This window comes from Candidatus Mycobacterium methanotrophicum (genome assembly GCF_023515995.1).
GTDB classification, from domain to species: Bacteria; Actinomycetota; Actinomycetes; order Mycobacteriales; family Mycobacteriaceae; genus Mycobacterium; species Mycobacterium methanotrophicum.
In genome coordinates this window covers 2068019-2081076 of sequence record NZ_CP097320.1, presented here as the reverse complement: position 1 = coordinate 2081076, position 13058 = coordinate 2068019, and the positions used below count along the sequence as shown (strand labels likewise).

The following is a 13058-nucleotide window of genomic DNA, read 5'->3' as shown; positions in this document are numbered from 1 at the left end:
AGTGGCGCGCTGGTCAATCCGGTGAACAGCGGGTGCACGTGCCCGGCCGTCGGCGCCGATGCTCCACAATGGAGGCGATGGAACAAACACAACAATCCTTTTACGACGCTGTCGGCGGCGCCGACACATTCCACGCGATCGTGTCGCGCTTCTACCAGCTGGTCGCCGAAGACGACATTTTGCGCCGGGTCTACCCGCTGGACGACTTGGCGGGCGCCGAGGAACGGCTGCGGATGTTCCTGGAGCAGTACTGGGGCGGCCCGCGGACCTACTCCGAGCGCCGAGGCCATCCGCGGTTGCGGATGCGGCACGTGCCGTTTCAGATCGGCCCGTTCGAGCGCGACGCGTGGCTGCGGTGCATGCAGACTGCGATCGCGTCCATCGACTCCGACACCCTCGACGACGCACATCGCAAGGAGCTGGTCGAGTATCTGGAGATGGCCGCACACTCCCTGGTCAATTCCGCGTTCTGATGAGCTCCCAACAACCTGAGCCGTGGTGGTCGCGTGCGGTGTTCTACCAGATCTATCCGCGGTCATTCGCCGACAGCAACGGCGACGGTGTCGGCGATCTCGACGGGGCGGCGTCTCGGCTGGAGTATCTGGACGGACTGGGCGTCGACGCGCTTTGGTTCAGCCCGATCACCGTGTCCCCGATGGCCGATCACGGCTATGACGTCTCCGATCCGCGGGACATCGATCCGTTGTTCGGCGATCTGGCCGCTTTTGAGCGACTGATCGCGGCAGCCCATGAGCGCGGGATCAAGATCACGATGGATTTGGTGCCGAACCACACCAGCTCGCAGCACCCGTGGTTTCAAGACGCGCTGGCGGCGGGCCCGAGGAGCCCCGCGCGCGACCGTTACATCTTCCGCGACGGTCGCGGACCCGGTGGGCGCAAGCCGCCGAATAACTGGCAGTCCGTGTTCGGCGGGCCGTCCTGGACCCGGGTCGTCGAACCCGACGGCAATCCGGGCCAGTGGTATCTCCACCTCTTCGATGTCGAACAGCCGGACCTCAACTGGGACAACCCGGAGGTATCCGACGATCTCGAGAAAACGTTGCGGTTCTGGCTGGAGCGCGGCGTCGACGGCTTCCGCATCGACGTCGCACACGGGATGGCCAAACCGCCGGGCCTTCCGGACACCGATGTCGAAATGCGGCCACGGATGCTCAACGACGGCGATCCCCGCTTCAACCATGCGGGCGTGCACGAGATTCACCGCAACATCCGCCGGGTCATGAACGACTATCCCGGCGCGGTGACCATAGGGGAGGTCTGGGTTTTCGACAACGCCAGCTGGGCCCAGTACTTGCGAGCCGACGAACTGCATCTTGGTTTCAACTTCCGCCTGGTGCGAGCCGAATTCGACGCCGCCGAGATCCACGACGCGATTGACAACACCCTGGCCGCGGCGGCGATTGAAAACGCCGCTCCGACATGGACACTGGAGAACCACGACGTCCCACGTGCCCCCAGCCGCTACGGCGGGGGCGCCGCCGGACTCGATCGAGCCCGGGCGATGGCGATGGCGACGCTCGCCCTGCCGGGCGCGGTGTTCCTCTACAACGGGCAGGAACTCGGCCTGCCCACCGTCGAGTTGCCCGACGAATCACTGCGGGACCCGACCTGGGAACGCTCGGGGCACACCGTACGTGGCCGCGACGGCTGCCGAATCCCCATACCGTGGCGCGGCGATACTCCCCCGTTCGGGTTCTCCACGTCGTCGGAAACCTGGCTGCCGATGCCGCCGCAATGGGCTGCTCTGACCGTCGAAAAGCAGCTCAACCAACCCGACTCCACGTTCGCATTCTTCCGCCGGGCACTCGAATTACGCCGTAGCCATGCAGAATTCACCGGCATGCGGGTCGAGTGGCTACGATCACCGCGCGGCACGTTGATGTTTGAACGCGGTGATCATGGGCTGCGCTGCGCGCTGAACGCCAGCAAGTGGGCGCTGCCGCTGCCGGACGGCGAGGTAATTCTGACGAGCACGCCGTTGGTTGACCGGAAGTTGCCGCCGAATGGCGCCGCCTGGCTGGTGTAGGCAATCCCGACCGACTGGAACGGTGCTGGGTTTCCGTGAGCTCGACGCTGTCCTGCCATTGTGGTTGCGCTACGCCCCATGATCAAGGCTCGGTGCTGCGGATTAGCGCAGCACCAGCGCCGGGTCACCCCGACGTCGGTACACCGAGCCGAACCGTGCGTCGATGCGCAGCCAGGCCGGCAGCGTACGGACCCGGACGATCTCGTCGGCGTCGACGGCCTCGGCTGACTGCGGCAGGAAACCCATTGCGGTTAACGCGAACACGCATCGCATCGGGATGCCGACGCTGACGTCGCCGGAACTGACCCGGATCACCTCCTGGTCGAGCAGCGATACCGGTGGGCCCTGCGCACTGCTGTGCTGTTTGGCCAGCTGGGCGCCGCGCTGCGCCAAATCGAGCATGAGGCGTGCCGGTACGTCGTCAAGGTGGGTGAAACCTGAGTCGGGCGGCAACGCACCCCGCCACGCGGAATCCATCGGGAAGCCCGGATCGACGTAGCCGGAGCTGTCAACCGCGGCCAGTCCATGTGCCAATTCGTCTGCGCCGACGGATAAGTCGTCGGGCCGCAGGCTGCCGGCCACCGCCCGGCTGGCCAGCACGTCGAAGCCGGTGAGCGCCCACGCCGTGAACAGCCCGGGCGAACGAGTACGCAGCCGGATGACCGCGGCGGGGTCGAGTCGCGCCGCCCGCTGGGCGAACGCGGACAAGTCCGCGCGGTGGGCGGCCGTGGATTCTGTGCCCAGCCACAGTCCCCGCTCGGCTACCGGAGCCACTGCTGCAGGTATTCCCGGTGGTGTGGCGACAAGCGCACCAGCCGCTGCTCGTCGATGTGGAACGCGGCCAGTTGCGACTCGGCGATCACGGCGGGCTTCGACTCCGGGTCGGCGTTGACCGAACGCACTTCGTAGCCGAGCGTGAAATCGACCGCCCGCAAGCGTTTCACCCGCATGGTGACCTGCAGCGGCGAATCAGCCAGCCGCAGCTGGCCCTTGTAGATGACGCGCACATCGGCGATCAGCAGACCGATGCTGGTGATATCGGCGCCGAACGCGTGCGAAAGGAACGGCACCCGAGCCTCTTCCAGGATCGTCACCATCGTCGCGTGGTTGACGTGCTGGTACATGTCGATGTCCGACCAGCGGACCGGAACCGCTGCGACGAATCCTGCGGCGCCTATGCGCCGCTCCTCCTCATCGCTCCGCTCTGCATCGTCGCCGGCGGTCACCCGGACGATCCCCGTCCACTGGTGCGAGTCATGCGGCGAATTTGACGTGCCGCCACCGACACGGTGGCCAAATCCTTCTGGCCGCTCTCGTAAATCTCGGTCAGCGTCCGGCGCGCCCGCTCCACCCGCGAAGCACTGGTGTGCTCCCATTCGGCGATCTTCTCTTCGCCACTTTCGTCGGGCTCGCCGACGGCGAGCACGTCGAAGCACAACGCCCGCAGCGACGCATAGATGTCGTCACGAATCGCCAAGCGCGCCAACGAGTGCCAGCGATCATGGCGCGGCAGATCGGACACCGCGGTCAGCAGGCCGTCGGCGCCGAGGCGGTCCATCAACGCAAAATACATTTCGGCCACCTCAGCGGGGTCGCGGTCGTCGATGTCAGCGATATCGATGATGTCGAGCAAGCTGTACCGGTACAAACCGGCGGCCACCATGTAGCCGAGATCTTCCGCGGCGCCCTGGGCGACGAATTCACCGGCTACCTTTTCCACGATCGCCTTGTCGTCACCGCGCAGCCACTCCGACATCCGCGGTGTCAGTGTTTCCACCTTCTTGGCGAATCTGTTGATTTCAGCGCCCACCGCCAACGGCTGCGGCCGGTAGTTGAGCAACCAGCGTCCGGCACGATCGATTAACCGACGCGTATCCAATGCCATTCGATCAGACACCGCGATCGGCACATCAGCCGCGCAAATCCTGTGCCACAGTCGTCCGACTCCGAAGATGGCGTCGGTGGCCGCATAGGTGCGCACGGCATCGGGCGGACTGACACCGACATCCTCGGCGATCCGGTAGTCGTAGCTGATGCCGGCGGTGTTCACCAGATCGTTGACCAGCATCGTGGTGACGATCTCCCGCCGCAGCTGGTGGTAGCGGATCGCCGGGCCGAACCGGTCGCGCAGCGGCGACGGGAAGTATCGCGGCAACCTGCTGGCGAACACTTCCTGATCCGGCAGATCAGTACCCAACAGTTCGTCTTTGAGGGTCAGCTTCACGTGTGCCATCAGCGTCGCAAGTTCCGGCGACGTGAGTCCCAGGCCAGCCTCGAGTCGGCGCGCCATCTCCTTGTCCGACGGCAGCGCCTCGAGTTCACGGTTTAGCCCCCGCTCGGCTACCAGGTATCTGATCTGCTCGGCGTGCACCGGCAGCAGAATGGGCGCATTGGCGCGGCTGGTGCCCATCAGGTCGTTCTGATCGGCGTTGTCGGCGAGCACCAATTCCGCGACCTCGTCGGTCATCGACTCGAGCAGTTGGGTGCGTTCACCGGGGTCAATCTTGCCCGCAGTGATCAGCGAATCGACCAGGATCTTGATGTTGACCTCATGGTCAGAACAGTCCACGCCCGCCGAATTGTCCAGGGCGTCGGTGTTGATCCGGCCGCCGCACAGGTCGAACTCGACCCGACCGCGCGCTGTGACGCCGAGATTACCGCCCTCGCCAATGACCTTGGCGCGCACCTCGTTCGCATTGACCCGCACGGGATCGTTGGCACGGTCACCGACGTCGACGTCGGACTCCGCTTCCGCCTTGATATAGGTTCCGATGCCGCCGTTGAACAGCAGATCGACCGGCGCTCGCAGGATCGCGCGCATCAGATTAGGGGGAGACATCTCGGTGACGTCGTCCTCGATTACCAGGGCTGCGCGAACCTGGTCGGTGATCGGGATCGTCTTGTGTTCGCGGCTGTACACCCCGCCGCCCTCGCTGATCAACGACTTGTCGTAGTCGTCCCAGCTGGAGCGGGGCAGCTCAAACATCCGCCGCCGTTCTTCCCATGATGCGGCCGGATCGGGATCGGGGTCGAGGAAGATGTGGCGGTGGTCGAAGGCCGCCAGTAGACGAATGTGCTTGGACAGCAACATGCCATTGCCAAACACGTCACCGCTCATGTCGCCGATGCCGATCACCGCGAAGTCCTCGGTCTGGGTGTCGACCCCCATCTCGCGGAAATGCCGTTTGACCGCTTCCCAGGCGCCTTTGGCGGTGATCCCCATCGCTTTGTGGTCATAGCCAACCGATCCGCCGGATGCGAACGCGTCTCCCAGCCAGTACCCATAGGACTTCGCGACGTCGTTGGCGATGTCGGAAAACGTCGCGGTGCCTTTGTCCGCGGCCACTACCAGGTAGGCGTCGTCACCATCGCGCCGCACCACCTGGGCGGGTGTGCTGACCTTGCCGGTGGTGTGATCGACGTTGTCGGTGACGTCGAGCAATCCCGAGATGAACAGCTTGTAGCAGGCTATGCCTTCGTTTCGAGTCGCCTCGCGGTCAGCACCGGGGTCACCGCCGGACAGCGGCGGCTGTTTGACGACGAAGCCCCCTTTGGCGCCGACCGGCACGATGACGGCGTTCTTGACCGCCTGGGCCTTGACCAGCCCGAGGATCTCGGTGCGGAAATCTTCCCGGCGGTCCGACCAACGCAAACCACCGCGCGCCACGAAGCCGAATCGCAGATGCACACCTTCAACGCGGGGCGAGTACACGAAGATCTCGAACTTGGGCCGTGGCAGCGGAAGCTCGTCGATCAGCTGCGCATCCAGCTTCAGCGACAGCACGTTTTGGCTGCGGGCGGAACCTTCGCGTGTGACAAAGTAATTGGTGCGCAGAGTGGCCTGGATCAGCGACGCGAATGCCCGCAGGACGCGGTCCGTATCCAGGCTGACCACCGCATCGATGTCTGCGGCGACCGCTGCAGCGGCAGCTTGCGCGTCGCGGCTCTTCGACGAACCGGAAGGGGCCGGGTCGAACAATGCCTCGAACAGATTGACCAACGCGCGCGCAGTGTTCGGGTTTTCGTTGACCACTGATTCGATATGCGACTGGCTGTACGGAAAGCTCGCCTGCCGCAAGTATTTCGCGTAGCTGCGCAGCACCATGACCTGCTGCCAGGTCAAGCCGGCACGCATGACCAGTTCGTTGAACCGGTCGGTCTCCACTCGGCCTTCCCAGATTGCGGTGACCGCGTCGGCGAAACGTTTCGCGGTCGCGTCGCGTTCAGGACCCGGCGGCGCCAGCGTGATCGTCGGAAGCGGGTTGATCTTGAACTGGTAGATCCACACCGGTAATCCATCGGGGCGGGTGACGGTGAACGGTCGCTCCTCGAGCACCACCACACCCATGGACTGCAGCATCGGCAGCAACTGACTCAAAGAGGCCGTTCGTCCGCCCAAATACCAAGTCAGCCGGGCAGTTTCGTCATAGTCGTGATCGGCGAGCACCAGCTTGACCGAATCGTCGGTCAGCTCTTCGACGATCACGATGTCGTTGATCGCGTCGGTCGGGGTGACGGCCTGTCTGTACGCCTCGGAGAATGCCGCCGCGTAGTGCTCGGCCTCGAAGGGTCCGACAGCGCCGCCGGTTGCCTCGCTGATCAACCGATCAGACCAGGTGAGCGAGGCTTCGGTCAGCATCGCCTGGATGCGGGCCCGGTTGGTTTCGGAGGTATCGATTCGTGCGGCAGCGTCGGCCCGCAGCCGGACCATGAAATGCAGTAAGGCCCAAGGCGCTTCGGTCACGCGAGCGGTGAATTCGAGGCTGGTGCCGCCAAACTCACGGACCAAGATGTCCTCGATCTGCAGACGCACGGCGGTGGTGTAACGGTCGCGGGGCAGGTAGACCAAGCACGATACGAAGTACTCGAGTCGGTCAGCACGCAAGAACAGCAGTGCTCGCCGCGCCGATCCGAGGTCCACCACAGCTTTGGCCATCGCCAACAGCTGCTCGCCGGACAGCGCGAAAAGCTCCGAGCGGGGCACCGTCTGGATGACGTCGAGCACCAGTTGTCCCGGATGGCCGGCGTCGAGGTCGGCCAACGCGAGCGCCTTGCGCACCCTGCGCGAAACGATGGGAATCTGCAGGACGTCGGCGTTCATGGCGGCGGCCGTGAACAGGCCGATGAGCCGGTGCTCGAAGACGCTGCCGTCCGCTTTTTCGCGAACCGCAAGAACATACGGGTAGGCGCCGAAGCGCAGGTAGCTGGCAACATCGGTCTGCGCCAACGCCAGAAGTTCGGTGTCGTCGGTCAGGCGAGGCCGGGAACTCTTGCGCCGACGCAGCACACCGAGGCTGGTCGTCGCTTCATCGCCCGACACGCGTCCGTCGCGCACCGGGCAGCGTTGGTAGCCCAGCAGCGTGAAATGTCCGTCAACCAGCCAGCGCAACAGCGTGGCCACATCGCCGCGGTCGGGCCCTGGATAGCGCTCGCCCGCGTTGGTTTCCACATCGCTGGCCAGGTCGTCGAGGATGGCCAGCATCGCCGCCGAATCCGCTGCCACCCGGCGCGCGTCGGCGAGTACGCCCGGCAACAGGCGTTCGGCTTCCCGCAGAGCCGTGGGCTCAACCGCGGGCGAAAGCGCTACGTGCATCCAGGTCTCGTCGACAGCACCACTGTCCGAAGCGCTCGGCTCCACACTGAGCAGATCGCCGTCTGCGTCGCGGCGGACCTGAAATACCGGGTTCAAGATCGCCGTATATGCGACCCCCAGCCGGTGGAGCAGCACGGTGACCGAATCCATCAGCGTCGCGCCGTTATCGGTGACCACTTGCAGGGCGGGACCGAACCCGGCTGGATCATCCAGCGGGTACACGGCGACTCGGCTTTCGCCCGCCGCCCGGTGCCCGCCAAGCCGGTAGTGGGCGGCGAGCAACGCCGGCGTCACCGGCACCGCCGCGATAGGGGCGTCGACCGGCTGTGGGACGGCTGCGAACTCGTCGTGCGGGGCGCGGTAGGTGTCGGCATAGGCCTTCGAGATCCACTCAGGAACGTCGTCAGGCTTAGCGAACTTGGTCCAGTCCAGCGCGCCCTGAACGCCGGATCCGCGTTGACCCGTCATGCCGACCACTCCTGCCTCAGCGCGCATCCCAGCGCTGGTAGGCACGACACTAGTCGCGCGTCAGCCTTCGGTGAGTCACCCTGTGCGGACGTGCCGCTTCGGCGCCGAGCCGCTCGACCTTGTTCTCCTCGTACGCGCCGAAGTTGCCCTCGAACCAAAACCACTTCGCCTCGTTGTCGTCGTCGCCCTCCCACGCCAGGATGTGGGTGCAGCTCCGGTCGAGGAACCAACGGTCGTGCGAAATCACCACGGCGCAGCCGGGAAATTTCTCCAACGCGTTCTCCAGTGAGCCCAGCGTCTCGACATCCAGGTCGTTGGTCGGCTCGTCGAGCAGGATCAGGTTGCCGCCCTCTTTCAGGGTGAGCGCCAGGTTAAGCCGGTTGCGCTCGCCACCGGACAAAACACCGGCCGGCTTCTGCTGATCGGGCCCCTTGAAGCCGAACGCCGAGACATACGCCCGCGACGGAATCTCGTTCTGACCGACCTGGATATGGTCCAGCCCATCGGAGACGACTTGCCACACCGTCTTCTTCGGGTCGATGCCGGCCCGCGACTGGTCGACGTAGCTCAGCTTCACGGTTTCGCCGACCTTGACGGTTCCGCTGTCGGGCTGCTCGAGCCCCACGATGGCCTTGAACAATGTGGTCTTGCCGACGCCGTTGGGGCCGATGACTCCGACGATGCCGTTGCGGGGCAGCGTGAACGACAGGTCCTTGATCAGCGTCCGTCCCTCGAACCCCTTGTCGAGGTGGTCGACCTCGACCACCAGGGTGCCCAGCCGGGGGCCGGTGGGGATTTGAATCTCCTCGAAGTCCAGCTTGCGGGTCTTCTCCGCCTCGGTCGCCATCTCCTCATAGCGCTGCAGCCGGGCCTTGCCCTTGGCCTGGCGGGCCTTGGCGCCGGAGCGCACCCAGGCCAGCTCGTCGGCCAACCGTTTCGCCAGCTTGGCGTCCTTGCGACCCTGCACCGCCAGCCGCTCGGCCTTCTTCTCCAGGTAGGTCGAGTAGTTGCCCTCGTACGGGTAGGCCCGGCCGCGGTCGAGCTCCAGGATCCATTGCGCGACGTTGTCCAGGAAGTATCGGTCGTGGGTCACCGCCAGAACCGCCCCCGAGTACGCGGCCAGGTGCTGCTCGAGCCACTGCACACTCTCGGCGTCCAGGTGGTTGGTCGGCTCGTCGAGCAGCAACAAGTCCGGTTTGGTCAGCAACAGCTTGCACAGCGCCACCCGACGGCGTTCACCGCCGGACAGATGCGTCACGGGCTCGTCTGGCGGCGGGCAGCGCAATGCGTCCATCGCCTGTTCGAGCTGCGAGTCGAGATCCCACGCGTTGGCGTGGTCGAGCACCTCCTGCAGGCGGCCCATCTCCTCCATCAGCTCGTCGGAATAGTCGGTGGCCATCTGTTCGGCGACTTCATTGAAGCGGTCGAGCTTGACTTTGATGTCCCCGAGCCCTTCTTCGACGTTGCCCCGAACGGTCTTCTCCTCGTTCAGCGGCGGCTCCTGTTGCAAAATGCCAACGGTGGCATCGGTGGCCAGGAAGGCTTCGCCGTTGTTCGGCTTGTCCAGCCCGGCCATGATCCGCAAGACGCTCGACTTACCTGCTCCGTTGGGGCCGACGACGCCGATCTTGGCGCCCGGATAGAAGCTCAGCGTGACGTCGTCGAGGACGATTTTGTCGCCGTGCGCCTTGCGGACCTTTTTCATCGTGTAGATGAACTCAGCCATGCGGCAGTTTTGCCTTTCTGGTGTTGCGAGGTTGCTCGCGACCCATCCTAGGCAACAGTCCGGCTCGCCCCCTCGCCCCCTCGCCCCCTCGCCCCCTCGCCGCCGCGCGGCTGGGAGGTGTACCCCCACCTCCCGCCGCTACGCGGCAGGCATCGTCACCGGACGGGCAGCCGCGGTATCTGCGCTGTTAGCCCGGTTCGTATCGCCGGTGTCGGCCGTCTCGACCGTCGGTCCAGGCTCCGGCGTCGCTCCGGTACCGGACGAGACAATCTTCTCCACCCGAGCGATGCAGCGAGACAGATCGGGGCCCACCGAGCTGGCGCGCATCTCCAGAGTCGAGCGCCGAATCCCCTCGCGGTCCTCGTACTCGCTGGTGTGCGCGTGTCCCACCACGATGACGGGCGAGCCCTTACGCAGCGACGCCCCTACGCCGGACACCAGCCGGCCCCAGCAGTTGACGGTGACGAACAGCGAGTTTCCGGCCTCCCATGTGCCGTCGGCACCTCGGCGCCGCGAATTGCTGGCCACCCGGAACTTCATCACTTCCTGGTCGCCAACTGCGCGGCGGATCGGGTCGTTGACGATGTTGCCGACCACGGTCAGCGGTGTTTCGAACATTGTCGGTTCCTTTCGATATGCGGCCGTGGCTCAGTGGCGACCCGGGCTATCCCGATGCCGCACCACGGCCGGTGCTCCCAGCCATTCAGCGCGGTGTCGCCGACAACTCGAGGCTTGATCCCTGCAAATAGCGCCTAGGTTCGCTGACCCTGTGGAGAAGGCTGTGGCTGTGGATAATGAACGACGGCTGCCGTGGGTTGTCACATCCGCCACAACAGTCCCGGGCGGCGGATGCCTTCGTCACGCGCACCAGTGAGCGACAACAACCTGTTCGCTTGGTTCTGTCGAGCATCTGTCGCTGTGAGCGTTTATGGGGGTGCGCCCCGGTGTGGGCAGAAGGAAATGCGGCGAGTGTGCGATGGTGTACACCACACGCCGCGGGCGGCGTACATAACCGCACACTCGATTAATAGCTCTGTCCGGCGCGTGCGCCGACTGGGGCGTTGGCCTTTTTCCGAGTGAGCCGGGCAGACTTGGTGCCGGACTACTTAGTGCCGGACTCTTGTGAAGCTGGGCTGCTTGATGTGATTGCCATGGGTTGATCAAACCTACGGTGTTTCAGAAACCGCCGGCCCGCCGATCCGCTAAGGCCGCTATGTGTCGCGGCGAGCCAGTTTGGCCAGCATCGCGTTGTAGGCCGCGAGCTCGGCGTCGTCGTCGCGTTCGGCCGCGCGATCTAGCCGCCTGGCGGTTCGCTGGTCGCTACGCGTCCATTGCACCAGCAACGCGATCATCACGAGGACCAGCGGTATTTCCCCTGCCGCCCAAGCGATTCCGCCGCCCAGCCGCTGATCGCCCAACAGGTCGGTGTGCCAGCTCAGGTGCAAAGACCGGTAGAAGCTTTCGCCGAGCACTTTCTGCATGCCCATCAGGACGACACCGAAGAATGCGTGCAGCGGCAGCGACGCGAAGACCACCCCCACCTTGGCCAGCGGCGGAATGGGCCGCGGCGTCGGGTCGACACCGATGACCACCCAGTAGAACAAGTAGCCGCTGACCAAAAAATGCACGTTCATCGCGACATGTCCCATGTGGCTGCCAACCGCGGCGTCGAAAAGACCGCCCAGATAAAGGCCGTAAAACCCGGCGGTAAACAACACCGTGGCGACCACCGGATTGGTGAAGAACCTCGACAGCCTGCTGTGCAGGGCGGCCAGCAGCCATTCCCGCATAGCCGGCGGGTCGTCGGGGCCGGCTGCGGGCAGCGCCCGCAACGCCAGGGTTACCGGACCCCCCAGTACCAGCAGGATTGGGACCAGCATCGACAGCAGCATGTGACCGGCCATATGCATGCTGAACATGGCCGGCATGTAGCGCCCCAGCCCCGACGAGGTGATGAACAGCAACGCCACGCAGCCCAGCAGCCAGGACACCGTCCGGCCGGTTGGCCAACCGTCGCCCCGGCGCCGCAGCCGCCGCACTCCGGTCAGGTACAGCGCGGCCAACACCATCGCGGCCGTGCCGAAAATCAGGTCAAAGCGCCAGTCGAACAGCACCCGCGCCGGGGTGGGCGGTCCGGCGAAGTCGTAGCCGATCGCCACGTCGGGAATCGAAGGGATGCCGATCGGCGGCGGCGGCGGTGTGCGGCCCAGGCCGACCGCGATGCCGAACGTGACGCCGAAGATCAGCGCCTCGATCAGCGCCAGTCGCAGCAGAGCGGCACGCGAAGACGGATCCGCTTGCAGTGCAGCGACCCCGCTGCGCCGCTGCCGCCATCCGGCGACACCGAGCAGACACAGCGCGACGAACTTCGCGAGCACGAGGCGCCCGTAGTCGGTAGTCAGCAGGTCCGACGGCAAAACCCGCACCAGCGCGTTGACGATGCCGCTGAGTGCCATCGCGACAAAGCACCACAACGCGATGGTGGAGAACCGCCGGGCGGCCAGGTCGGCGTGCTGCCCGCCGCGGATGACGTGGGCCAGCAGCGCCAGCAGACCGCCGGCCCACAGGCTCGCCGCCACCAGGTGGATCAGCAGGCTGTTGGTGGCCAGATCATGGGAACCGCCCGCCGAGGAGTGGCCGGTCAGCCCCAGCGGTATCAGGGTCACCAACGCGCCGACCAGCAGCAGCGGTGTCCGCGACCAGCGCAGCACCGGCAGGCTGGCCAACATCACCACCGCAGCCAGCAACGCCGTCAACCGCCAGGCGGTCGCGATGTTGATCAGGCTGGCCAGCGACCAGATCGTCGCCGGGTTGAGGTGGGCGCTGATCGGTTGACCGGAGACGTCGGAAATCGTCAGTGGGACCAGCAGTGCGGCGCATACCGCCCACGCCCCGGTCGCCACCGTTGCGATCCGGACCGCACGGTAGCCGTCGACGTCGAGGACGCCGCTGTTCTGTGGGGGAACCAAGAACGCGGCGAAAAGAAACGCTCCCACGGCCACTACGGCCGCGACCTCCCCGGCTGCCCGGATAAACGGCAGGCCGAGCGTGGTCACCGGACCAGGATCGGGTAACCCGGTTGCCGTCAGCGCAGCAGCGATCGACAGCGCCCCGATGCCGGCTGCGGTGCAGCCGGCCAGCGCTGCCACGCCGGCAAACAGCGGCCACACCACTGCACCACGCTTCGTGACCGGAGCACCCGTCATCCGTCCAGACTATTGCCA

The 13058-nt window shown here is 65.5% G+C and carries 8 protein-coding genes; 2 read left to right on the top strand and 6 right to left on the bottom strand.

Going from position 1 to position 13058, the window contains the following annotated elements; translation table 11 throughout:
* The first annotated feature begins 77 nt into the window (after positions 1-77).
* On the top strand, positions 78-473 hold the full coding sequence (locus M5I08_RS11040) for a globin (RefSeq protein ID WP_219066641.1): 396 nt from the start codon (positions 78-80) through the stop codon (positions 471-473).
* Positions 473-2047, top strand: a complete 1575-nt coding sequence (locus tag M5I08_RS11035) for a glycoside hydrolase family 13 protein (protein ID WP_219066640.1) — start codon at positions 473-475, stop codon at positions 2045-2047. The genes M5I08_RS11040 and M5I08_RS11035 overlap by 1 nt, the downstream gene beginning before the upstream one ends.
* Positions 2048-2149: 102 nt before the next feature.
* Here the strand turns inward: M5I08_RS11035 and M5I08_RS11030 are convergent, their stop codons facing one another.
* The 6 genes from M5I08_RS11030 to M5I08_RS11005 form a co-directional block, all read right to left on the bottom strand.
* Positions 2150-2821 carry a DUF8185 domain-containing protein gene (locus tag M5I08_RS11030; protein ID WP_219066639.1) on the bottom strand — a complete coding sequence of 224 codons (672 nt, stop codon included), beginning with the start codon at positions 2819-2821 and terminating at the stop codon, positions 2150-2152.
* Positions 2809-3171: an acyl-CoA thioesterase gene (locus M5I08_RS11025; RefSeq protein ID WP_219066662.1), complete on the bottom strand. Its 363-nt coding sequence runs from the start codon at positions 3169-3171 to the stop codon at positions 2809-2811. Before M5I08_RS11025 ends, M5I08_RS11030 begins: the two co-directional genes overlap by 13 nt.
* A gap of 98 nt (positions 3172-3269) precedes the next feature.
* Positions 3270-8108, bottom strand: coding sequence for an NAD-glutamate dehydrogenase (locus M5I08_RS11020; protein ID WP_219066638.1), 4839 nt, complete (start codon positions 8106-8108; stop codon positions 3270-3272).
* A 49-nt stretch (positions 8109-8157) separates the two neighbouring features.
* Complete coding sequence (ettA, locus tag M5I08_RS11015; RefSeq protein ID WP_219066637.1) at positions 8158-9834, bottom strand: energy-dependent translational throttle protein EttA; 1677 nt, start codon at positions 9832-9834, stop codon at positions 8158-8160.
* Positions 9835-9972: 138 nt separating this feature from the next.
* Positions 9973-10452: a single-stranded DNA-binding protein gene (gene ssb, locus M5I08_RS11010; protein ID WP_219066636.1), complete on the bottom strand. Its 480-nt coding sequence runs from the start codon at positions 10450-10452 to the stop codon at positions 9973-9975.
* Positions 10453-11045: 593 nt separating this feature from the next.
* A complete protein-coding gene (locus M5I08_RS11005) occupies positions 11046-13040 on the bottom strand; it encodes a bifunctional copper resistance protein CopD/cytochrome c oxidase assembly protein (protein WP_219066635.1) in 1995 nt (664 codons plus the stop codon).
* Between the last annotated feature and the right edge of the window lie 18 nt (positions 13041-13058).